13 protein-coding genes and 3 pseudogenes are annotated in these 24,409 nt (G+C 60.6%); 7 read left to right on the top strand and 9 right to left on the bottom strand.

The annotated features are described in order from the left end of the window. Positions 1–76 precede the first annotated feature (76 nt). Positions 77–742: a peptide-methionine (S)-S-oxide reductase MsrA gene (gene msrA, locus K5Y35_RS05130; protein WP_123448336.1), complete on the top strand. Its 666-nt coding sequence runs from the start codon at positions 77–79 to the stop codon at positions 740–742. 125 nt (positions 743–867) lie between these two features. Here msrA and K5Y35_RS05135 read toward each other — a convergent pair whose 3' ends face one another. The 5 genes from K5Y35_RS05135 to putP all read right to left on the bottom strand — a co-directional run bounded on the left by K5Y35_RS05135 (position 868) and on the right by putP (position 7,287). Further along, positions 868–1,707 carry a 23S rRNA (adenine(2030)-N(6))-methyltransferase RlmJ gene (locus K5Y35_RS05135; protein ID WP_007915674.1) on the bottom strand — a complete coding sequence of 280 codons (840 nt, stop codon included), beginning with the start codon at positions 1,705–1,707 and terminating at the stop codon, positions 868–870. 376 nt (positions 1,708–2,083) lie between these two features. Further along, positions 2,084–2,401 (bottom strand): hypothetical protein, encoded by a 318-nt coding sequence (locus tag K5Y35_RS05140; RefSeq protein WP_222833813.1) that lies wholly within the window; start codon positions 2,399–2,401, stop codon positions 2,084–2,086. A 330-nt stretch (positions 2,402–2,731) separates the two neighbouring features. Next, a complete protein-coding gene (locus K5Y35_RS05145; protein ID WP_222833814.1) occupies positions 2,732–3,445 on the bottom strand; it encodes a DUF4123 domain-containing protein in 714 nt (237 codons plus the stop codon). Continuing rightward, the gene (locus K5Y35_RS05150; protein WP_222833815.1) at positions 3,435–5,450 is read right to left on the bottom strand and encodes a type VI secretion system tip protein VgrG; all 2,016 of its coding nucleotides are present in this window, start codon (positions 5,448–5,450) and stop codon (positions 3,435–3,437) included. Before K5Y35_RS05150 ends, K5Y35_RS05145 begins: the two co-directional genes overlap by 11 nt. Positions 5,451–5,802: 352 nt before the next feature. Further along, positions 5,803–7,287, bottom strand: coding sequence for a sodium/proline symporter PutP (putP, locus tag K5Y35_RS05155; RefSeq protein WP_123470792.1), 1,485 nt, complete (start codon positions 7,285–7,287; stop codon positions 5,803–5,805). Positions 7,288–7,745: 458 nt separating this feature from the next. Here putP and putA point away from each other — a divergent pair, with 458 nt between their 5' ends. Both putA and K5Y35_RS05165 read left to right on the top strand, forming a co-directional pair. Then, the gene (putA, locus tag K5Y35_RS05160) at positions 7,746–11,699 is read left to right on the top strand and encodes a trifunctional transcriptional regulator/proline dehydrogenase/L-glutamate gamma-semialdehyde dehydrogenase (protein ID WP_222833816.1); all 3,954 of its coding nucleotides are present in this window, start codon (positions 7,746–7,748) and stop codon (positions 11,697–11,699) included. A gap of 260 nt (positions 11,700–11,959) precedes the next feature. Next, entirely contained in the window at positions 11,960–13,762 is a 1,803-nt protein-coding gene (locus K5Y35_RS05165) for an acyl-CoA dehydrogenase (RefSeq protein ID WP_222833817.1), read from the top strand. 594 nt (positions 13,763–14,356) lie between these two features. Here K5Y35_RS05165 and K5Y35_RS28090 read toward each other — a convergent pair. The 4 genes and pseudogenes from K5Y35_RS28090 to K5Y35_RS05180 form a co-directional block, all read right to left on the bottom strand. Beyond that, positions 14,357–15,202, bottom strand: coding sequence for a methyl-accepting chemotaxis protein (locus tag K5Y35_RS28090; protein WP_410055921.1), 846 nt, complete (start codon positions 15,200–15,202; stop codon positions 14,357–14,359). A 69-nt stretch (positions 15,203–15,271) separates the two neighbouring features. Continuing rightward, a pseudogene (locus K5Y35_RS28095) lies at positions 15,272–16,294 on the bottom strand (cache domain-containing protein); the annotation flags it as partial. Between the two features lie 99 nt (positions 16,295–16,393). Beyond that, positions 16,394–16,696, bottom strand: a complete 303-nt coding sequence (locus K5Y35_RS05175; RefSeq protein WP_123470784.1) for a cell division protein ZapA — start codon at positions 16,694–16,696, stop codon at positions 16,394–16,396. Then, the gene (locus K5Y35_RS05180; protein WP_123471165.1) at positions 16,693–16,923 is read right to left on the bottom strand and encodes a hypothetical protein; all 231 of its coding nucleotides are present in this window, start codon (positions 16,921–16,923) and stop codon (positions 16,693–16,695) included. The genes K5Y35_RS05175 and K5Y35_RS05180 overlap by 4 nt, the downstream gene beginning before the upstream one ends. 345 nt (positions 16,924–17,268) lie before the next feature. Here K5Y35_RS05180 and K5Y35_RS28100 point away from each other — a divergent pair. The 4 genes and pseudogenes from K5Y35_RS28100 to mscK form a co-directional block, all read left to right on the top strand. Continuing rightward, a pseudogene (locus K5Y35_RS28100) lies at positions 17,269–17,925 on the top strand (MCP four helix bundle domain-containing protein); the annotation flags it as partial. A gap of 303 nt (positions 17,926–18,228) precedes the next feature. After that, positions 18,229–18,828, top strand: a pseudogene (locus K5Y35_RS28105) (methyl-accepting chemotaxis protein); the annotation flags it as partial. A 419-nt stretch (positions 18,829–19,247) separates the two neighbouring features. Further along, the gene (locus tag K5Y35_RS05190) at positions 19,248–20,990 is read left to right on the top strand and encodes a potassium/proton antiporter (protein WP_123470781.1); all 1,743 of its coding nucleotides are present in this window, start codon (positions 19,248–19,250) and stop codon (positions 20,988–20,990) included. Between the two features lie 34 nt (positions 20,991–21,024). Next, positions 21,025–24,378 carry a mechanosensitive channel MscK gene (mscK, locus tag K5Y35_RS05195; protein ID WP_222833820.1) on the top strand — a complete coding sequence of 1,118 codons (3,354 nt, stop codon included), beginning with the start codon at positions 21,025–21,027 and terminating at the stop codon, positions 24,376–24,378. The last annotated feature ends 31 nt before the right edge of the window (positions 24,379–24,409 follow it).

Consider the following 24,409-nt stretch of genomic DNA (forward strand, 5'->3'; position numbering starts at 1 on the left):
GTAGTGATTAACCGGGCATCATTGGGCACACTGGCGGTCTGACTTTTTACATCCAACCTGACTGAGAGGAACGATCATGGTTCTGCGCTCGGAAATTCTGGTGAACAAGAACGTGCTACCGACCAAAGAACAAGCATTGCCCGGCCGCGAAACCGCGATGACCCTGCCTGAAAAACACTTCGTCTTCGAAGAAACCCCGCTGCTTGGCCCGTTTTTCCAGGACGTCGACTTCGCGATTTTCGGCCTGGGTTGCTTCTGGGGCGCCGAGCGCCGCTTCTGGCAGCGTGAAGGCGTGGTCAGTACGGTCGTGGGTTATGCCGGCGGTTTCACGCCGAACCCGACCTACGAAGAAGTCTGCTCGGGCCTGACCGGCCACGCCGAAGTGGTGCTGGTGGTGTATGACAAGGCCAAAGTCAGCTACGAAGAGCTGCTGGCAATGTTCTGGGAGCTGCATAACCCGACGCAGGGCATGCGTCAGGGCAACGACATCGGCACCCAGTACCGCTCGGTGATCTACGCGACCTCGCCTGAGCATCTGGATGCGGCGCTGAAGAGCAAAGCGGTGTATCAGGCTGAACTGTCGAAGGCCGGTCTGGGCGAGATCAGCACCGAGATCGAACAGGCGCCAACCGTGTACTTCGCCGAGGCGTATCACCAGCAGTATCTGGCGAAAAACCCTGAGGGTTACTGCGGGATTGGTGGCACCGGTGTGTGCATGCCACCGAGCCTCGCGGGGAACTGAACCCTGAAAGCATCGCGGGCAAGCCCGCTCCCACAGAGTGATGCGCGATTGTGAATTCGGCGCTAAACCTGTGGGAGCGGGCTTGCCCGCGAAGGCGTCCGATCAGACACCATCAAACCAACTGATCAACTCTCGGCAATCAACCAATCCATCTGCCACCCACCCTGGGTCTGCCCCAGCTTCTTCGACAGCCACGGCAGCAACTCACGCAATTCTTCCTCCAGCCCCCACGGCGGATTGGCAATCGCCATGCCCGAACCGTTCAGGCTGTTCGGCGTATCCAGCGGATGCACCAGCAGTTCCACGCGCAGCAACTTCGGCGCACCGGTGCCAGCCAGATCCTGATAGAACCGACGCAACGCACGCTGATCCTTCACCGGATACCAGATCGCCGCCACCGTCTGGCGCATGCGACCAATCGCCTCTTTCAACGACGCCGCGCAGCGCTGCATTTCATCAAGCTGCTCGAACGGCGGATCAATCAACATCACCGCACGCTTTTCCTGCACCGGCAACATCGCCCGCGCCACATGCCAGCCCTCGCCGAGGTGAACCTTGACCCGGCGATCACCGGCCATGTTGTCCTTGAGCAGCACGCCGTCTTCCGGGTGCTTCTCGTTGAGCATCACCCGATCCTGCGGCCGGGTCAGGCGCCGCGCCAGCTCCGGCGAACCCGGGTAGTAGCGCAACTGGCCATCCGGGTTCATCTCGTGCAGCACCTTCATGTAGTCGGCGGTCAGCGCCGGCAGGTCCGGCTGATCCCACAACCGCGCAATGCCTTCCAGGTATTCGCCGGTGCGATTGGCCTGATCGCCCTGCAAGTCATACAGACCGATGCCGGCGTGCGTGTCGAGATAGGCAAACGGCTGCTCCTTGCGCGACATCAGGGCGATGAGGCGGGTCAAGGTCAGGTGTTTGAACACATCGGCGTGATTGCCGGCATGGAAGGCGTGACGATAATTCATGGCTGCTCCTGCGAAGGGCGCAAAGTTTACCTTTTACCGGGCGGCAAGTCAGGGGTTCGCAGCCGAGTGGGCAAAAGCCTTTCCCTCACCCTAACCCTCTCCCGGAGGGAGAGGGGACTGACCGTGGTGATCTTGCGAGTTACATCGACCTGAAAGATCAGCGTGATCTCAGGCTTGGCCAAGCGAAGTTAACCGCGGAAGTCGCAAGTCGGCGTACATCACCCAGACGACTCGGTCAGTCACCCGAAAGAACGCCACCCTCCAGGCTTGGCCAGGCGAAGTTCACCGCGGAAGTCGCAGGTCGGCGTACATCACCCAGACGACTCGGTCAGTCCCCTCTCCCTCTGGGAGAGGGTTAGGGTGAGGGGCTTTGCTTTTATGGCGCGGCGCGCAGGCGCTTGCCGATGACATCGAGCACATCGCAGCCGTCGCGCAAGGGGATTACGCAGAGCTGGGCGAAGTCGCTGAGGATGACGGAGTCGCATTCGACCGAGCCGCGCATGCACATGTTTTCCAGCACCTGGATCACGGCGCGCAGACGATGGTTGGCGGCGTCCATAAGGATGTCGAGAGGCACGTGGGTGTCGATGAACAGGGTGGGCATGTCGCTGCAATTGCCGGTGAGTGCCATGAAGCGGTTGTCGGGATGGGGGATGATTTTTTCGTAGGGTGGATCGGGTGTGAGCGTTTTCATTTTTGAACCTCTGGTAGTGAAATGAGCTTCCACCATCGCCCTCCTACGGGTTTGGGTGGCAGCCGTACGCGGGGTAGGAGTACCGAGACCAGAGAACTCGGCCACGCCGAAGCGTGCCCGCGCATAGCCGCCGCAAATGATCTTACGGACGCACGTAGACTGCCGCAAATCGGGCAACGACGTTTATGCACTCTTCTAGTCTCAAGGCTCCTACACCCTGTCGCCGCATCTGCGGTGACCTTTTAAGACTATCCCTGCAACCCACCGCCCACCAGTTCATGAAAACCGCCGCAACTCGAAGGAAACGTCCGAAGCCTTCGCCCGGAAATGTCACTCCGACTCTGCAAGCAAATACGCCAACAACGCCGATTGCGACGATTCTTCCGACGTTGAACTCTGAAAAAACTGCCCAACCTTGCAGCGCAAAACCACCTCGGGAAATGCCTCGAACAATGCCGGATGCTCCTCGCTCAGCCACTGCACAGCGCTGCCGACCCGGACTTCATCACCCGCCGAAGCCAACACCGAATCAGGCACCGCCCACCAAGGAAACACCCGCCCCGAAACCGGCGCCCGCCCCCCGATTTCCAAGGCCTGACCATTGATCAGTCCGCGTGAAATCACCGGCAACAGCTGCGCCGCCTCCACGGCTTCGGATTGCAGGATCGGTAACAAAAACCGCCCATCCCAAAAACGGAAAAACACCGTTTTGCCACTCGGCATCAGCACTTGGGTCAGGCTGCGAAAGTGCGCCACCACCTCCTCAAGACTCGCCGAAGAAACCGCCAACCATCCCCAATCCCGCGACTCGGTGGTGGCGACCCAATGCAGAAACTCACTGTCGGCGGCGACAATTCCCACGTAAGGCATCACCGCATCCCACTCGGCATAGATCGTCTCGGCCCAGATCGGACTCGCCGCTTCTGGCCAAGCCTTGAGCGGCTTCGCCTCGCTGGCACTGCTGAACACCGCGAACAATTGCTCAGATGCGCTCAACGGTTCACGCGCCAGCCAATCGGCAGGCAAGAGGAAATCAGGCTGCACAGAGACCGTCCTTGCAACGCTCACACTCTTCGCAGAATGGCGCATCACCTTTAAAACTCATGATTTGCGCGGCAGTGAGCATGGCTGCCGGCGCGGCGGCCAGTTTCTCCGGCAAACCCGGCGCCACAGGTGCGGCACTCATCGCCGCCATCGGTGCGCCGCCCACGACAATCGGCACGCTGCTGAAAATGCCACCGGGGCCGATGTTGATCCATTGCCCGCCGGCCTGAATCGTCGCACTCGCACCACCGTCGATCACCACTTGCTGACCGGCGCTGACGTGGAACTGCTGGCTGGCACTGGTCGCCTGATTGGCCACCTTGATATGGCGGCTGCCGGTGACGCTCAAATGATCGTCCTGCTTCACTTCGGTCTGGCGCTGGCCGTGGGTGATGCGCTGCTCATCCGCCTTCAACTCATGGCGGGCGGTGCCGGTGACGACAATGCTGCGCTGGTTATCGACCTGCACCTGTTGATCATTCAACACATGCTGCGTCCAATTGCGCTGGGCGCGCAGGTAGATTTCCTCGGCGCCTTTTTTATCTTCAATGCGCAGCTCGTTGTAGCCTCCGCCACCGGGGGTGCTCTGGCTGCGGAAAACACTGCGGGTCTTGTCCGCTGGCAGATCCAGCGGCACCGGCGTCGCGGCGTTTGGCAGGCAGCCCACGACCAAGGGCTTGTCGGCATCGGCATCAATGAAGCCGACCAGCACTTCCATGCCCACGCGCGGAATCAGCACGCTGCCGTAACGATCATGGGCCCAACCGGTGGCGACGCGCAGCCAGCAACTGGAATGCTCGTTCAATTCACCGTCGCGATCCCAGGCCAGTTGCACCTTGACCCGACCGTACTCGTCGCAGTGGATTTCCGTGTCTTTCGGCCCCGTGACAACGGCGGGTTGATAACCGAGCATCCGGGGTTTTTCCGGGCCAAGCGCCGGGCGAAAGAACACATCCCACGGCGTAGCGAGAAAGGTATTACGGTAGCCTTGGAAGGATTCGCCATCGCTGGTTACCGATTCCTCCAGCACTTGCGGCTGTCGCCCACGATGCTCGATCGCGGTCAGCAGCCAAAGGTCATTCCAGCTCTGACGTGGGTGCTCGCTGAGGTGCAGGAAATGTCCGCAAACCAGTGCGGATTCATCGCTGATGCCCTCGGCCTGACGGTAGTCGGCGACATGCCTTTCAAGCGCTCGCTGGGCCAGGTGTTTGCCGGTTTCACGATTATCGAATTGCCCGGGAAAGTGGTAGTCCTCGAGCACCGGGCGTTGCTCGCCGTCGATGCGACTCTCCAGTTGCAGGCGCGGCTTTTCGAAGTTGTAGTCACGCCGGGTGACCACGCTGGTACGGGTTTCCACACGCACATTGAAGCGCTTGATCGCCGGCGCCCCGGCAGACATGCCGCTACCGGGCAGATAAAGCGTTGACTCGGCCAATCGCGGGAATACGGCTTGATCGTCGCCGAACACCAACAGATGTCCGTCGAGGCTGTGCTGAAAGTGGTAATGAATGCCGACCTCGGCACACAGCCGCTGAATGAACGCCAGATCGCTTTCGGCGTACTGCACGCAATATTCACGCACCGGGTAATCGCTGCCGAGTCGAAACTCGAAAGCATCGCGCAGGATCGCGTGATCCTTGAGGATTTGCGTCACGATCTGCGGCACGCTCTGGTGCTGGAAAACCCGCTGATTGATGCGATGCCCGAGGTACGTCAGACGCGGCACAAGGCTCAAGTGATAGCGCGTCAGACGTTTCCCGGAGTCGCCCTGCCCGACCTGATAAATCTGACCGTGAACACCGGCGCCCTGAGCATCAAAACTCAGAAATGCCTGACAGTGCAGCAGGCTTTCGAGGTCCAGATCCGGCCGCTCGCTGACCAGTTCCAGTTCGAAGCGATAGGGCTGGCTGATGGCTTCCTTGCCCGTGAACTCAAGGACTTTGAGGTCATGCTGGGCGCCTTCGAGGGTCAACGTGAAACGCGGTTGATTGGCAGGCGCGAACATCCGATGTCTCTCTGCAGAATGAAGGGCGGGCGATTCTGCATGAGGGGCAAGGGGTGATGAATGGGTGACTGGAAAATCAGATTTGCCCTACTTTCATTGATGAAAAGCCCTGCAAAAAGCGGCGCCTTCAACTACAGACAAACCCCCGAAATCCACCATAAAACCCTGTGGGAGCTGGCTTGCCAGCGATAGCGATGTGTCAGTTACTGAATGTTCTGAATGTGCCGCCCTCATCGCTGGCAAGCCAGCTCCCACAGGTTTCTTCAGCGTTGGCAAAAAATCACAGGCAATAAAAAACGGCCCGTCTCCTGTAGGAAACGGGCCGTTTTTGAGTGAGCCGAAGCTCAGCGCATCACTTGTTCAGGTGGAAATCTTTTTCCGCCGCTTCAAAGCGCTGCACCATGCCAGTGGTCGGCGAACCGAGCTTGCTGACGATGTAGATAGCCAGGCTGGCGAAGATGAAGCCCGGGATGATTTCGTACAGACCCAGCAGTTCGAAATGCTTCCAGACCACCACGGTGATCGCGCCGACCAGGATACCGGCCAGTGCGCCGTCGCGGGTCATGCCTTTCCAGACCACCGAGATCAGTACAACCGGACCGAACGCAGCACCGAAACCGGCCCAGGCGTAGGACACCAGGCCCAGCACGCGGTTTTCCGGGTTGGCGGCCAGGGCGATCGCGATCAATGCAACCAACAGCACCATGGCGCGGCCGACCCAGACCAGTTCAACCTGGGAGGCGGATTTACGCAGGAAGGTTTTGTAGAAGTCTTCGGTCAGGGCGCTGGAGCACACCAGCAACTGGCAGCTCAGCGTGCTCATCACCGCGGCGAGAATTGCCGACAGCAGGACACCGGCCACCCATGGATTGAAGAGAATTTTCGCCAGCTCGATGAACACGCGCTCGTGGTTCTCGGTCACGGGACCGGCCACTTCCGGGTGTGCCGAGAAGTACGCGATACCAAAGAAGCCCACCGCCACGGTGCCGCCCAGGCACAGGATCATCCAGGTCATGGAGATGCGACGGGCGTTGGCAATCGATTTCACCGAATCCGCCGCCATGAAACGCGCCAGGATGTGCGGCTGACCGAAGTAGCCCAGACCCCAGCCCATCAGCGAGATGATGCCGATGAAAGTGGTGCCCTTGAGCATGTCGAAGTTGCTTGGATCCTGAGCTTCAATGGCCAGGAACGTAGTGTCGACGCCGCCCGTGGCCAGCAGGACGATGATCGGCGTCAGCAGCAGGGCGAAAATCATCAGCGTAGCTTGTACGGTGTCAGTCCAGCTCACCGCGAGGAAACCGCCGATAAAGGTGTAAGCAATCGTCGCCGCAGCACCGGCCCACAGCGCCGTCTCGTAGGACATGCCGAAGGTGCTTTCGAACAGACGGGCGCCAGCCACGATGCCGGAAGCGCAGTAGATGGTGAAGAACACCAGAATCACGATCGCCGAGATGATCCGCAGCAGGCCGCTTTTGTCTTCAAAACGGCTGGCGAAGTAGTCTGGCAGAGTCAGGGCATCGCCGTTGTGCTCGGTCTGCACGCGCAGACGGCCGGCAACGAACAGCCAGTTCAGGTAGGCACCGATGACCAGACCGATGGCGATCCAGCTTTCGGAAAGACCGGACATGTAAATGGCGCCCGGCAGGCCCATCAACAACCAGCCGCTCATGTCGGAAGCACCGGCAGACAGAGCCGTCACGACGCTGCCTAGGCTACGACCGCCAAGAATGTAGTCAGAAAGGTTGTTGGTGGAGCGATAGGCCATCAGGCCGATCAGCACCATTGCTGCGATGTAGATCACGAACGTGATCAGGGTTGGATTGCTTACGCTCATTGAGTTACGCCCTGGCTTTGTTTTTATGTAGCGGCGGTGGTGAACCGCTCGCAAACGACGACGTTTGGCAGACGATCCGGGATCCCGCGCATTTAGGACTGATGTTTCCCCAGGAAAGCCATCAGCCGGTACACCGGGTTATTCCCGGTTGCACCTAGGGCGCGAATGCTATGCAACAAATCAAATAAGGTGCAACCAGTTTCGAGCGAATAAGTTGCACCTAGTCGGATTTATCGACAATCACCGCGTTTTTGCTCCCTTTTGTGGCAGTCATCACCGTTGGCTAGAAGCAAAAGCACCAAGCAGGAGCAGCACTTTCGTACCAGAAAATAATTCCTGACGAGCTGCCTATTATTCCGACAAAAAAAGGGTTGCACCCGGTTGCACCTCTCTCAGCGCGCGGCTAATCTTGCGGCCAGCTGATGCCACGCAACTGTGGCAACCATGAGGATAAAAATATGGCTACCACCACCCTTGGGGTCAAACTCGATGACCCGACCCGCGAACGCCTGAAGGCGGCCGCAACCTCGATTGATCGCACGCCGCACTGGCTGATCAAGCAGGCAATTTTCAATTACCTGGAAAAACTCGAGGGTGGTGCAACCCTGACCGAGCTGAACGGTTTGACCGCCAAGGACGCCGACGACGCCGGTGAAGTCCACACCGATCATGCCCACCAGTGCTTCCTCGAATTCGCCGAAAGCATCCTGCCGCAATCGGTACTCCGTGCTTCGATCACCGCTGCTTACCGTCGCCCTGAGCCGGAAGTGGTGCCGATGCTGATCGAGCAGGCGCGCCTGCCGGCACCGATGGCCGAAGCCACCAACAAACTTGCCGCGACCATCGCGGAAAAACTGCGTAACCAGAAAAGTGCCGGCGGTCGTGCAGGCATTGTTCAGGGCCTGCTGCAGGAATTTTCCCTGTCGTCCCAGGAAGGCGTCGCCCTGATGTGCCTGGCTGAAGCGCTGCTGCGTATTCCGGACAAAGGCACTCGCGACGCACTGATCCGCGACAAGATCAGCACCGGCAACTGGCATCCGCATTTGGGCAACAGCCCGTCGCTGTTCGTCAACGCGGCAACCTGGGGTCTGCTGCTGACCGGCAAGCTTGTGTCCACCCACAACGAAGCCGGCCTGACCTCGTCGCTGAGCCGCATCATCGGCAAGAGCGGCGAGCCGATGATCCGCAAGGGCGTCGACATGGCCATGCGCCTGATGGGCGAGCAGTTCGTCACCGGCGAAACCATCGCCGAAGCGCTGGCCAACGCGAGCAAGTTCGAAGCCAAGGGTTTCCGTTATTCCTACGACATGCTCGGTGAAGCGGCCCTGACCGAACACGACGCACAGAAGTACCTGGCGTCGTACGAACAAGCCATTCACTCGATCGGCAAAGCCTCCCACGGTCGTGGGATTTATGAAGGTCCGGGCATTTCCATCAAGCTCTCGGCCCTGCACCCGCGTTACAGCCGTGCGCAGTACGAGCGCGTAATGGACGAGCTGTACCCGCGCCTGCTGTCGCTGACCCTGCTGGCCAAGCAATACGACATCGGCCTGAACATCGACGCCGAAGAAGCCGACCGTCTTGAACTGTCGCTGGATCTGCTCGAGCGCCTGTGCTTCGAGCCGCAACTGACCGGCTGGAACGGCATCGGTTTCGTCATCCAGGCGTACCAGAAACGTTGCCCGTACGTGATCGACTACGTGATCGACCTGGCCCGCCGCAGCCGTCATCGCCTGATGATCCGCCTGGTGAAAGGCGCGTACTGGGACAGCGAAATCAAACGCGCCCAGGTCGAAGGCCTGGAAGGCTACCCGGTCTACACCCGCAAGGTGTACACCGACGTTTCCTACATCGCTTGCGCACGCAAACTGCTGTCGGTGCCGGAAGTCATCTACCCACAGTTCGCCACGCACAACGCCCACACCCTGTCGGCCATTTACCACATTGCCGGTCAGAACTATTACCCGGGCCAGTACGAATTCCAATGCCTGCACGGCATGGGCGAACCGCTTTACGAGCAGGTTGTCGGCAAAGTTTCCGAAGGCAAGTTGAACCGTCCGTGCCGCGTGTACGCACCGGTCGGCACCCACGAAACCCTGCTGGCGTACCTCGTGCGTCGCCTACTGGAAAACGGCGCGAACACCTCGTTCGTCAACCGCATTGCCGACCAGTCGATTTCGATTCAGGAACTGGTGGCCGATCCGGTGGCGCAGATCGAGCAGATGGCGACCGTGGAAGGTGGTTTCGGCCTGCCGCACCCGCGTATTCCGCTGCCGCGTGACCTGTACGGCGCCGAGCGCGCCAACTCCGCCGGCATCGACATGGCCAACGAACACCGTCTGGCCTCGCTGTCCTGCGCCCTGCTCGCCACCGCGCACAACAACTGGAAAGCCGCGCCGATGCTCGGTTGCGCTTCCAGCAACGAAGCGCCGGCACCGGTGCTGAACCCGGCCGATCACCGCGATGTGGTCGGACACGTACAGGAAGCCACCGTCGAAGACGTCGACAACGCCATTCAATGTGCCCTGAATGCTGCGCCGATCTGGCAGGCCACGCCGCCGGCCGAACGGGCGGCGATTCTGGAACGTGCCGCTGACTTGATGGAAGGCGAAATCCAGCCACTGATGGGCCTGCTGGCCCGTGAAGCCGGCAAGACTTTCGCCAACGCCATCGCCGAAGTCCGTGAAGCGGTCGACTTCCTGCGTTATTACGCAGTGCAGGCACGCAACGATTTCAGCAACGACGCCCACCGCCCGTTGGGTCCGGTGGTGTGCATCAGCCCGTGGAACTTCCCGCTGGCGATCTTCAGCGGTCAGGTCGCTGCCGCGCTGGCTGCCGGTAACCCGGTACTGGCCAAACCGGCCGAACAGACCCCGCTGGTGGCTGCTCAGGCTGTGCGCCTGATGCTTGAGGCCGGCATCCCGGAAGGCGTACTGCAACTGTTGCCGGGCCGCGGTGAAACCGTCGGTGCCGGTCTGGTCGGTGACGAGCGCGTCAAAGGCGTGATGTTCACCGGTTCCACCGAAGTCGCGCGTCTGCTGCAACGCAACATTGCCGGTCGCCTCGACAACCAGGGTCGTCCGATTCCACTGATCGCCGAAACCGGCGGCCAGAACGCGATGATCGTCGATTCTTCGGCACTGACCGAACAGGTTGTGATCGACGTGGTGTCTTCGGCCTTCGACAGTGCTGGCCAGCGTTGCTCAGCCCTGCGTGTACTGTGCCTGCAGGAAGATTCCGCGGACCGTGTCATCGAAATGCTCAAAGGCGCGATGGCTGAAAGCCGTCTCGGCAACCCGGAGCGTCTGTCCGTGGATATCGGCCCGGTGATCGACGCCGAAGCCAAGGCTGGCATCGACAAGCACATCCAGGGCATGCGCGATAAAGGTCGCAACGTGTACCAGGTGGCAATTGCCGACAGCGAAGAAGTCAAACGCGGCACCTTCGTCATGCCTACCCTGATCGAGCTGGAAAGCTTCGACGAACTGCAACGCGAGATCTTCGGTCCGGTGCTGCACGTGGTGCGCTACAAGCGTAAAGAGATCGATCAACTGATCGGCCAGATCAACGCTTCCGGTTATGGCCTGACGCTGGGCGTGCACACGCGCATCGACGAGACCATCGCCAAGGTGATCGACAACGTCAACGCCGGTAACGTCTACGTCAACCGCAACATCGTCGGTGCCGTGGTCGGCGTGCAGCCGTTCGGCGGCGAAGGCCTGTCGGGTACTGGCCCGAAAGCCGGTGGCCCGCTGTACCTGTACCGCTTGCTGTCGACGCGTCCTGCCGACGCGATCGAACAATCCTTCGCTCGCGGTGATGCGGTCGTCGCCCCGGACGTGCGTCTGCGCGATGCCATGAGCAAGCCGCTGAACGCCCTGAAAGCCTGGGCCGACAGCAACAAGTTCGCTGACTTGAGCACCCTGTGCGTGCAGTACGCTGCGCAATCGCAGAGCGGCATCACCCGCGTATTGGCCGGCCCGACTGGCGAGAAGAACAGCTACGCGATCCTGCCGCGAGAGCACGTGCTCTGTCTGGCAGAAGTCGAAGGTGATCTGCTGACCCAACTGGCGGCGGTACTGGCGGTAGGTGGTTCGGCGGTATGGCCGGAGTCCGACATCAGCAAGGCCTTGTTCGCACGCCTGCCGAAGGACGTTCAGGCGCGGATCAAGCTGATTGCCGACTGGAACAAAGACGAGGTGGTGTTTGATGCGGTTCTGCATCATGGCCATTCCGACCAGTTGCGCGGCGTTTGCCAGCAAATTGCCAAGCGGGCCGGTGCGATTGTGGGCGTTCAGGGCTTGTCCCAGGGCGAGACCAACATTGCCCTGGAGCGTCTGGTGATCGAGCGTGCGTTGAGTGTTAACACCGCTGCGGCGGGTGGTAACGCGAGCTTGATGACTATCGGTTAACACCCGATAAACCGGGCACCTGCATGGGTGTCCGGCATAGCAACAGTCCCTGTGGGAGCTGGCTTGCCAGCGATAGCAATGTGTCAGTCACCATAAATGTTGGCTGATCAGGCGCCATCGCTGGCAAGCCAGCTCCCACAGTGTTTTGTGGTGCTTGTTAAGTCGGCGCGCGGCTCCAACATCACGCCCATCAATCATCCTGTTCAGCCTCTATCAGCGAGCCTAGACTCGGCCCAAACCCCAATCTCAGGTAGGCCGCCATGTCCGAGACGCTGCTCAGTTCCCGCAATCTGGCTTTCGAGCTGTACGAAGTCCTTGATGCCGAGGGCCTGACCCGGCGTGAGCGGTTTGCCGAGCACAACCGCGAGACCTTCGACGCCGCCATCGGCACCGCGCGCAGCATCGCCGAGAAATTTTTCGCACCGCACAACCGCAAGGGCGACGAAAACGAGCCGCGCTACGAGAACGGCCAGGCGATTCTGATTCCGGAAGTCAAACCGGCGGTGGATGCCTTCCTCGAAGCCGGTTTCCTCAACGCCGCCCGCAGCTTCGACGCCGGCGGCATGCAGTTACCTACGCTACTTTCCCAGGCCTGCTTCGCGCATTTCCAGTCGGCCAACGCCGCTTCGACGTCGTATCCGTTCCTGACCATGGGCGCGGCCAATCTGATCGAAAGCTTCGGCACCGACGAGCAGAAACAGCGCTTTCTGCAACCGATGATCGACGGCCGCTTCTTCGGCACTATGGCGCTGACCGAACCCCACGCAGGCTCATCGCTGTCGGATATTCGTACCCGCGCCGAGCCGGCGTCCGACGGCACTTATCGCCTGAAGGGCAACAAGATCTTCATTTCCGGCGGCGATCACCCGCTGTCGGAGAACATCGTGCACATGGTGCTGGCGAAATTGCCGGACGCGCCGCCGGGGGTGAAAGGCATATCGCTGTTCATCGTGCCGAAGTTTCTGGTCAACGATGACGGCAGCCTCGGTCAGCGTAATGACGTGCTGCTGGCCGGGCTGTTTCACAAGATGGGTTGGCGCGGCACTACTTCGACCGCGCTGAACTTCGGCGATAACGGTGAGTGTGTCGGTTATCTGGTGGGCAAACCGCATCACGGTTTGAGCTACATGTTCCAGATGATGAACGAAGCGCGGATTGGCGTCGGCATGGGCGCAGTGATGCTCGGTTACGCCGGTTACCTGTACTCGCTGGAGTACGCCCGCGAGCGCCCGCAAGGCCGGGTGCCGGACAGCAAGGACCCGACCACCGCGCCGGTGGCGATCATTCAGCATGCGGATGTCAGACGCATGCTGCTGACACAGAAATCCTACGTCGAAGGCGCCTTTGACCTCGGTCTGTACGCGGCGCGGCTGTTCGATGACACCACCACACTGGAAAGCGAAGCCGAGCGCCAACAGGCCCATGAGCTGCTGGACCTGCTGACGCCAATCGTCAAATCCTGGCCGTCGGAGTTCTGCCTCAAGGCCAACGAACTGGCGATCCAGATTCTCGGCGGCCACGGCTACACCCGTGAATACCCGGTGGAGCAGTATTACCGCGACAACCGCTTGAACCCGATTCACGAAGGCACTCACGGTATTCAGTCGCTGGACTTGCTCGGGCGCAAACTGGCGCAGAACGGTGGCGCGGGGCTCAAGCAATTGATCCGGTTGATCGCCGACACTTCCGAGCGCGCCACTGCGTACGAATCGTTAACCGCATTGCGTGAGCCGCTGGAGAAACTGGTCGCGCGCCTGCAAGGGGTGACCATCGGTTTGCTGACTGATCTGGCGCAAGGCAAGGTCAACAGCAGCCTGGCCAATTCGGCGCTGTACCTGAAGGTGTTCGGGCATACGGTGATCGGCTGGCGCTGGCTGGAGCAGGCGATTCGCGCCGAGGAAGGCCTGGCCAAGGGCAATGCAACGGATGTCGACTTCTATAAGGGCAAGTTGCAGGCGGCGCGGTATTTCCTGACGTGGGAAGTGCCGGGTTGCCACCATGAACTGGCGTTGCTGGAGGCGCGGGATGAGACGTGTCTGGCGATGCAGGATGCGTGGTTCTGAAAGCCAACCCTCACCCCAGCCCTCTCCCGGAGGGAGAGGGGGCCGACCGAGGTGTCTGGCGCTATACGTCGACCTGAAAAATCCAGTCGATTATGGATTCGGTGTAGCCCTTTCAGGTCGGCGTATTTCTCAAGTATCCCGCATTCAGTCCCCTCTCCCGCAGGGAGATAGGACCGACCGAGGTGTCTGGCGCTATACGTCGACCTGAAAAATCCAGTCGATTATGGATTCGGTGTAGCCCTTTCAGGTCGGCGTATTTCTCAAGCATCCCAAATTCAGTCCCCTCTCCCGCAGGGAGATAGGGCCGACCGAGGTGTCTGGCGCTATACGTCGACCTGAAAAATCCAGTCGATTATGGATTCGGTGTAGCCCTTTCAGGTCGGCGTATTTCTCAAGCATCCCAAATTCAGTCCCCTCTCCCGCAGGGAGATAGGGCCGACCGAGGTGTCTGGCGTTATACATCGACCTGAAAAATCCAGTCGATTATGGATTCATCGCAGCATTTTCAGGTCGGCGTATTTCTCAAGTATCCCGCATTCAGTCCCCTCTCCCTCCGGGAGAGGGCTAGGGTGAGGGGCTTTTCAGGATCAGCACTCAGCTCAGCTTGAACCCACCCATCTGCCGCGTCAGATCATCCGCCAGTTTCTGCAGCATCTGACAATCCTCGCGACAGGCCCGAACCTCCCCCGCTGTCGCCCGCGCCAGATCAGAAATCCCCTGTACATTCCGGTTGATTTCCTCCGTCACCGCCGACTGCTCTTCCGTCGCCGTCGCCACTTGATGGTTCATGTCGCTGATGCGCTCGACCTGCCCGGTAATCGCGGTCAACGACGCGCCGGTACGCTGGCTCGACTCAACCCCGGTGCCGGTTGCAGCTTGCCCGGTGCGCATCGACGACACGGCATTTTCCGCGCCTTGCTTGAGGCTACCGATCATCTGCTGGATTTCATCAGTAGACGCCTGCGTGCGTCGTGCCAGGGTGCGCACCTCATCCGCCACCACGGCAAACCCGCGCCCCATATCCCCGGCCCGCGCCGCTTCGATGGCGGCATTGAGTGCCAGCAGGTTGGTCTGCTCGGACACCCCGCGAATCACCGCCAGCACCGAGTCGATCGACGCCACTTGCTGCGCCAGCTCCCCCACCGCACCGGCGGCCACGCCAATCTCATCGGACATGCTTTCGATATGGCGGATCGAGCCGCCGACTACTTCCCGCGCCTGCAGGGCTTCATCCCGTGCGGTTTGCGAGGCCAGCGCGGCGTTGCCGGCGTTCTGCGCGATCTCCTGCACGGTCAGGCCCATTTCATGAACGGCGGTGGCGACCATGTCGGTCATCTCCTGCTGACGACCAGAGCGCTCGGCGGTGTTATCCACAACCTTGGCCACTTGGCCGACAGCCGTGCGCAAACGCTCACTGGTGGCCAACACTTCGCCAATCATTGCGCGCTGGCTGTCGAGGAATCGGTTGAAGCCCCGAGCCAGATCGCCCAACTCGTCGGCGCGACTGGAATCTAACCGGTGGGTCAAATCTCCACCACCGCTACCGATTGCTACCAGCGCGGCTGTTACTTGGCGAATCGGTCGCACCAAACCTTGCGCCAACCACACCACCAAAGCGAGGCACACCAGTGCCACCGCCAGACCAATGCCGCCGCTCATCCACATGGCTTTGCGCGCCTCGGCATAGATCTGCGATTGCGGCACTTCGGCCACCAGGGTCCAGCCCAGATCACGCAGAGGCAGGCTGAAGGCGAGGAAGTCTTCGCCGTCTCTTTGGAAGCCGCTGCTCACGGCAGCTTTTTGCCCCATGACGGCTTGTGCCGCCGAAGCACCGATCTGCTCCGAGAGGGTGCGCTTGCCACTGAACTGCGCTTCAGGATGCACCTGGATCAAACCGTCGGAACGCACGAGATAGACCTTGCCGCGCTCACCAAAGCTGAAGTTGTGGATCAACTCCGACAACTCTTTCATGCTCAAACCAAGCCCGGCCACGCCGACCACTTTGCCGGCCTGCTCGACCTTCAAGTCGATGAACAGCGCCAATTCTCCGGTGGCGCCATCGTTGTCGATATTCAGGGTGCGCGGCTGATGGCTGTCGAGGAAGGAATAAAACCAGGCATCGGCCGGTTTGGCCCGACTGAGGGTGCGGTCCAGGCCTTTTTCGGTGATGTAGTGATTGGATTCGGTGCCGATGATCAGCGCGGTGAAGGCCTTGTGTTCGGCGCGGATGCCTTCCAGATACTGCGCGAAGGCCGCCGTTTTGCCGCTGTCTTCACCCGAGGCCAGCCAGTCGCGGACCATCGTGTTGCTGGCGATGTCTTTGGCGGCGGTCAGCGGCTGGACGAGGATGCGCTCAATATCGTTGCGCGTCGCTTCGATGCTCGACGGCAGCGCTTGTTCGACCAGATAGCTCTGGGCGAGGCGGTTGACCACCAGGGTATAAATGCCAACCACGATCAGGATACTGACCAGCAGGGCGGTGCCCATGCTGAGAATCAGCTGCCATTGAATACTGCGTCGCCACAACTGCATGGAGCACCCCCAAAGAATAAGTGGCCGAAACAATGCAACAGCCGTGCCGATTGTATACAACCATATCGACAATCTATTCTTTGGTTGTGCGCAACTCCATCAGCCCTGATTGATGGTCTTGGCGATGGTTTCGACCGTGGCGCTGACTTGCTCTTGGTAACGGTCGAGTTCTTCCTGGTGCTGCTTCTTCATTTCGATCTGCTGCGAGCACAGATTCATCGCCGCCAGCACCAGCAAGCGGTCACCGATCAGCGTCGGGTATTTGCGCTTGGTGTCGTCCAGCGCAGCCTTGAGCATCATGGCTGCGTCCAGCAGGGTCTGTTCTTCCCCGGCCGGTGCCTTGATCGAGTAGTCCTCCCCGAGAATGGAGATGACCTTTACCCCTGCTGTGCCGTAATTCATGCGCTGACAGGACCTGCGTTGACGCGATCAACCAGGGCCTGGATGCGCGCTGCGGTGGCGCCGTGTTTCTCTTCCTGCTCCATCAGGTTCAGTTGCAGGCTTTCGTTTTCATCCTTGGCCTGAGCCAGTTCCGCAGACAGGGTCTGGTTGGTTTCCAGCAGAGTCTGGTTCTGTTGCACCAGGTCGCTGACGAGCTGTTCCAATTGGCTGAGGGATGCTTCCAACATTTTGATCTTCCAGGCGTTTTTCAAAGGGCGCGTACGATAAAGAAAAGTCATCACGGATGCCAGGGTTAAACCGGCGCAAGGCCTTGATTTTCCTGGCGGCCGACCGTTCTCGCGAGTTTAAAAGACTGTGATCTGCCGATCTGGTTCCTGCACTTCGTCGCTCAACCCCCTATGCGACAAATACGCGCAGCGCCTCAAGACTTTAGTCGTATGACCGATAAGTCATCCATACAGCCGTCTCAGCCCGCATGGATGCGGCCCTCCTCTGGTATCCGCCCCATGTCCCTTCGCAATATGAATATCGCCCCCCGGGCGTTCACCGGCTTCGCCCTGATCGGCGGCCTGATGCTGATTCTGGGTGTGTTCGCCTTGAACCAGATGAGCAAAATACGCGCAGCGGGCCAAGAAATTGCCACTGCCAGCGTGCCATCCATTAAGGCCCTCGACGAGTTCACTCAACTGACCCTGCGCCTGCGGGTGCTGTCGTACCGGTTGCTGATCAACCGCGAACCGGACGTGCAGCAAAAAACCATCGAGCTGTTCGAGCTGCGCAACAAGCAGATCGCCGACGCCCAGCGCGCCTACGAACCGTTGATCAATGGCCCGCAAGAGCGTGCGGCCTACGATCAGTACGTGCAGCTTCTGGCCCAGTACCGCCAACTCGAAGAGCGGATGAAAAGCCTGTCGCGCAACAATCAGGTCGATGAACTGCGGCAGATGCTCAACGCAGATTTGCTGAGTAACTCGGAAGCGGTGAACACCGCACTGGCGCGCCTGCTGGAGATCAACACCCAGCAAATCGCCGAAACTGATCAAGGCGCAGCCGATCAGTACGCGATATCGTTCAACCTGGTCGTGACCCTGTTGCTGATCGCCACCGGCCTGACCTTCCTGTTCGCCTGGTTGCTGACCGTCAGCATCACCAAGCCGATTGCCAAGGCACTCGACGCAGCGGAAACCATCGCCGAAGGCAACCTGACCCAGCCGATCCACGTTGACGGCAACGACGAAGCCGGCCGCTTGCTGGCGGCGATGGCCAAGATGCAATCGAAGCTGCGCGACACCCTGCAGCGGATTTCCGGCTCGGCCACGCAACTGGCGTCCGCTGCCGAAGAGCTGAACAGCGTCACCGACGAAAGCGCCCGTGGCCTGACCCAGCAGAACAACGAAATCGAACAGGCCGCCACGGCGGTCAACGAAATGACCAGCGCCGTTGAAGAAGTCGCACGCAACGCGGTCAGCACGTCGGAAGCGTCGAAAAACGCCACCACGTCCGCCGGCGACGGTCGCGACCTGGTGCAGGAAACCGTCAGCGCCATCGAACGCATGAGCGCCGATGTGCAGAGCACGGCGACCCTGATCGGTGATCTGGCCAACGAATCCCGTGACATCGGCAAGGTCCTGGACGTTATTCGTGGCTTGGCCGACCAGACCAACCTGTTGGCACTGAACGCTGCCATTGAAGCGGCACGCGCCGGTGAAGCCGGCCGTGGTTTTGCGGTAGTCGCCGATGAGGTGCGTGCGCTGGCCCATCGCACCCAACAGTCGACCAGCGAAATCGAGCGGATGATCGGCAGCATTCAGAGCGGCACCGAACACGCGGTGGACTCGATGCGCAACAGCACCGAACGCGCCGAGTCGACACTGAACATCGCCCGGGGCGCCGGGATGTCGCTGGACACCATCAACACCGCAATCGTCGAGATCAACGAGCGCAACCTGGTGATCGCCAGCGCCGCCGAAGAGCAGGCACAAGTGGCCCGCGAGGTGGATCGCAACCTGGTAAACATCCGCGACCTGTCGGTGCAATCGGCCACCGGCGCGAATCAGACCAGTGCGGCGAGCAACGAGCTGTCGCGTCTGGCGCTGGATTTGAACAACATGGTTGGGCGGTTCAGCCTCTGATTCACTCGACCAAAAGCAAAAGCACCCTCACCCCAGCCCTCTCCCAGAGGGAGAGGGAGCAGATACGGGGCTTTTCAAAATCTGAGTTCGACTTCGGACTTTCAGGTCGGCGTACCTCGCACAAACACCTCGATCAGCCCCCTCTCCCCCCGGGAGAGGGCTGGGGTGAGGGTGCTTTTCAAACCTGAGTTCGACTCAGAATTTTCAGGTCGATGGACCTCGCCCAGACACTTCGATCAGTCCCCTCTCCCCCCGGGAGAGGGCTAGGGTGAGGGCAGCCATCGCCAGCCGAACCCAAACCTCGAATCCCCCAGCGTAAAAAGCTTTTTGACAGCATCACATTTCAACAGGTTAGAATCGCTGGCACGCAGACTGCATGGTCAGTTTGTGCCCGTCTTTACGCTTCTGGAGTACTGCCTTTGAATGCGACGACCATCAACAGCCTGTTCTTGATCGGCGCGTTGCTGGTAGGTGCAAGCATTCTTGTCAGTTCCCTGTCTTCGCGTCTCGGCATTCCGATTCTGGTCATCATTCTTGCGGTCGGCATGGCCGCCGGGGTCGATGGCGGCGGGATCATTTTCGATAACTACCCGACCGCCTATCTGGTCGGCAACCTCGCCCTGGCAGTGATCCTGCTCGACGGTGGTTTGCGCACCCGGGTTTCAAGTTTCCGTGTGGCCTTGTGGCCGGCGCTGTCGCTGGCCACGGTCGGGGTATTGATCACCACCGGGCTGACCGGCATGGCGGCGGCGTGGCTGTTCGACCTCAATCTGATTCAAGGCCTGCTGATCGGCGCCATCGTCGGCTCCACGGACGCCGCAGCGGTGTTCTCGCTGCTCGGCGGCAAGGGACTCAACGAACGGGTGACCGCCAGCCTGGAAATCGAATCCGGCAGCAACGACCCGATGGCGGTGTTCCTCACCGTGACCCTGATCGACATGCTCGCCAGCGGCCAGACCGGCCTGCACTGGAGCCTGTTGACCCACCTGATCCGCGAGTTCGGCATCGGTGGCGTGATCGGCCTCGGTGGCGGCTGGCTGATGTTGCAACTGGTCAACCGGATCAACCTCGCCACCGGCCTGTACCCGATTCTGGTGATCGCTGGCGGTCTGGTGGTGTTCGCACTGACCAACGCCCTGCATGGCAGCGGCTTCCTCGCTGTTTATCTGTGTGGCCTGGTGATCGGCAACCGCCCGGTGCGCAGCCGTCACGGCATTCTGCACATGCTCGACGGCATGGCATGGCTGGCGCAAATCGGCATGTTCCTCGTGCTGGGGCTGCTGGTCACGCCGCATGATTTACTGCCGATCGCCCTGCCGGCGCTGGGTCTGGCGCTGTGGATGATTCTGTTCGCCCGGCCGCTGTCGGTGGTCGTCGGCCTGCTGCCGTTCAAGGCGTTCCACGGCCGCGAGAAAGCCTTTATTTCCTGGGTCGGCCTGCGTGGCGCGGTGCCGATCATTCTCGCGGTGTTCCCGTTGATGGCCGGGCTGCCGAATGCGCAGCTGTACTTCAACCTCGCGTTTTTCATCGTGCTGGTGTCGCTGCTGGTGCAGGGCACGAGCCTGCCGTGGGTGGCCAAGCTGTTGAAGGTGACGGTACCGCCGGAGCCGGCGCCGATCTCGCGTTCCGCACTGGAGGTGCACATCACCAGCGAGTGGGAGCTGTTCGTTTACAAGCTCGGCGCCGAGAAATGGTGCATCGGTTCGCCCCTGCGTGAACTGAAAATGCCCGAAGGCACACGCATCGCCGCCCTGTTTCGTGGCCAGCAACTGCTCCATCCGTCGGGTAGCACGGTGCTGGAAGTCGATGATTTGTTGTGTGTTATCGGCCATGAACACAACTTGCCGGCCCTCGGCAAACTGTTCAGCCAGGCACCGCAACGCGGTCTGGATCTGCGCTTCTTCGGCGACTTTGTACTCGAAGGAGACGCCCAGCTTAAAGCGGTTGCAGCGCTTTACGGGTTGCCGGCCGACGGCATCGATCCGGACATGACCCTCGGTGCGTTCATTGCCCACAAGGTTGGTGGTGCACCGATCGTCGGCGACCAGGTGGAGTGGAACAACACTCACTGGACAGTCGCGGTCATGGACGGGAACAAGATCGGCAAAGTGGGCGTCAGATTCCCCGAAGGAAGTCGCCCGGGTCCCGGTCTCTTCCTCTAAACTGCGTCCACTCTCACTTGCTTGACCGGTCTCTATGCCTACCCTGCGCTCTTTCTTTTTCGCGGCCCTGCTGGGCCTGAGTCTTTCCGTCGGGCCGCTGTATGCCGCCGAACCGCCGTCCAGCGAAGCCGTGCAGGCCAGCCTGGACAAACTCGCCGACAGCAAACTGCCGGACGCCGATAAAAAGACCCTGCAAACCGTCCTGCAGAACACGCTCAATCAGCTGAACAACCAGCGTGACTATGAACAGAAGCTGATCGACCTCAAACAGCAACTGGCAAGCGCGCCGAAGCAGACCGTCGAGAACACCCGCGAATTGACGCGCCTCAAGGCCTCCGCCGTGGTGCCGGTGGCGCAGCGCTTTCCCAAGGAATCGATCCAGCAGCTGGAACAGATCCTCACCGATCGTTCGACCCAGCAGAGCGATCTGCAAAAAGCCCTGGCCGACGCCAACAGCCTGATCATCACCGCGCAGACCCGCCCGGAGCGCGCCCAGGCGGAAATTTCCGCCAGCCAGACGCGCATCCAGCAGATCAACAACATCCTCAAGTCCGGCAAGGACGCGGGCAAAACCGTCAGCACCGAGCAACGCGATCAGTTGAACGCCGAACTGGCCGCCCTCAACGCGTTGATCCCGCTGCGTCGTCAGGAGCTGGCCGGCAACAGCCAGTTGCAGGATCTGGGCAACAGCCAGCATGACCTGCTCTCGGAGAAATCCGACCGCCTCGACCGCGAGATTCAGGAACTGCAAACCCTGATCAACCAGAAGCGTCTGGCGCAGTCCCAGGAGACCGTTACCCAGCAGTCGATCGAAGCGCAGAAAGCCGGCGGCAGCAGCCTGCTCGCCAGCGAAAGCACGGCCAACCTCAAGCTCTCCGACTACCTGCTGAAAAGCACCGACCGTCTCAACGAAGTCACCCAGCAGAACCTGCAAACCAAACAGCAACTCGACAGCCTGACCCAGAGCGACTCGGCCCTGGATGAACAGATCAACGTGCTCAAGGGCAGTCTGCTGCTGTCGAAGATTCTTTATAAACAGAAGCAGGCCCTGCCGCGCCTCAAGGTCGATCGTGACCTGGCCGACCAGATCGCCGACATTCGCCTGTATCAGTTCGAAGTCAGCCAGCAGCGTGAGCTGCTGAGCAACCCGGCGACCTACGTCGACAACCTGCTCTCCACCCAGCCGCCGGAGCAAGTCACCCCGCAACTGCGCAAGAGCCTGCTGGACCTGGCCAACACCCGCGCCGACCTGCTGGAACGACTGAACCGCGAACTGAGCGCGGTGCTCAACGAATCAATCACCCTGCAACTCAACCAGAAGCAACTGCTGAGCACTGCCCAAAGCCTGCGCGCAACCCTCGATGAGCAGATGTTCTGGATTCCCAGCAACAAGCCGCTGGACGTGGAATGGATGCGCGGCGTGCCGGAGCGGCTCAAACGCCAGATCGACACCCTGCCGCTGGCCTCGAGCCTGAGCGAGCTGACCGACGGCCTGACCCAGCGTCCGCTGCTGTTCCTGCCGCTGGCATTGCTGATCGGCGCGCTGCTGTGGCGGCGCAAGGCGCTGTATGCGCGGTTGAACAAGGTTCACCAGGACATCGGTCACTTCAAGCGTGACAGCCAGTGGCACACCCCGCAGGCGATCCTGATCAATATTCTGCTGGCGATGCCCGTCGCCCTTGGCCTGGCCCTGTGCGGACTGGCCCTGCAGATCGACGCCCGCGGACAAAACGCCAACATGGGCGCGGCGCTGCTGCAAATGGGTCAGGCATGGCTGGTGTTCTACACCGCCTACCGGATTCTCTCGCCAGGTGGCGTGGCAGAGTTGCACTTCCGCTGGGAAAAACCCCAGGTCGAATTCCTCCAGGGCTGGATCCGTCGCCTCGGACTGGTGGTCATGGCGCTGGTGACCGTAGTCGCCGTGGCCGAACTGCAACCGGCCGCACTGGCTGACGACGTCCTCGGCATGCCGGTGGTGCTGACCTGCTACGCCCTGATGGCCTGGCTGCTCAGCCGTCTGCTGATCAGCAGCCCGGCCCACGAAAATACTTCGTTGTTCCGCAAGGCCGTGGGCGTGATGTTCACCTTGCTGCCGATCGCCCTGTTCGTCGCGGTGTGCTTCGGCTACTACTACACCGCGCTGAAACTCAGCGACCGCTTGATCAACACCCTGTACCTGCTGATGTTCTGGCTGGTGATCGAAGCCACCTTCGTCCGGGGTCTGGCGGTTGCCGCCCGACGTCTGGCCTACCAGCGCGCCCTGGCCAAACGTCAGGCGGCAAAAGAGGCCGGCGACGGCGAAGCCGTGATCGAAGAACCGACACTGGACATCGAGAAGGTCAACGAACAGTCCCTGCGCCTGATCCGTCTGGCCCTGCTCGGCGGCTTCATCGCGGCGCTGTACTGGGTCTGGTCGGACCTGATTTCGGTGTTCTCGTACCTCGACAACATCACCCTCTACGAATACACCAGCGGCACCGGCGCCAACATGAGCATGGTGCCGATCAGCATCGGCGACATGCTCGGCGCGCTGATCATCATCGGCATCACCTTCGCCCTCGCGCGCAACCTGCCGGGCCTGCTGGAAGTGTTCGTGCTGTCGAAACTCAATCTGGCCCAGGGCAGTGCCTACGCGACCACCACGTTGCTGTCGTATGTGATCGCCGGCGTCGGTTTCGTCTCGACCCTGTCGACCCTCGGCGTGAGCTGGGACAAGTTGCAATGGCTGGTGGCGGCGCTGTCGGTCGGCCTCGGTTTCGGCATGCAGGAGATCTTCGCCAACTTTATCTCCGGCATCATGATCCTGTTCGAACGCCCGGTGCGGATCGGTGACACCATCACCATCGGCAACCTGTCGGGCACGGTCAGCAAGATCCGCATCCGCGCCACGACCATCACCGACTTCGACCGCAAGGACATCATTGTCCCGAACAAGACGTTCATCACCGGGCAACTGATCAATTGGTCGCTGACCGACACCATCACCCGCGTCACCCTGAAACTGGGTGTCGACTACGGCTCCGACCTGGATCTGGTCAAGGAACTGCTGCTCAAGGCTGCCCGGGAAAACCCGCGCGTGCTCAAGGAGCCCGAGCCGCACGTGTACTTCCTCAACTTCGGCGAAAGCACTCTCGATCACGAGTTGCGCATGCACGTGCGTGACCTGGGCGACCGCAACCCGGTGCTTGATGAGGTCAACCGCTTCATCAACCGCGAGTTCAAGAAGCAGCACATCAACATCTCGTTCCGCCAGATGGAGGTTTATCTGAAGAACCTTCACGGTCAGGAATACAAGATGGTGCCGATCGAGCCAGAAACGAAAACCATCGTGCCCATCGCCGACGATCAGAAACCGCTGCAAGAGCCGCCGCCGGCCAAACTCGACTAACCGGCCTATTCCCAGCAGAATGCTCGGACAT

The sequence above is a fragment of the Pseudomonas sp. SC3(2021) genome (assembly GCF_019856535.1).
Classification (GTDB): Bacteria; Pseudomonadota; Gammaproteobacteria; order Pseudomonadales; family Pseudomonadaceae; genus Aquipseudomonas; species Aquipseudomonas monsensis.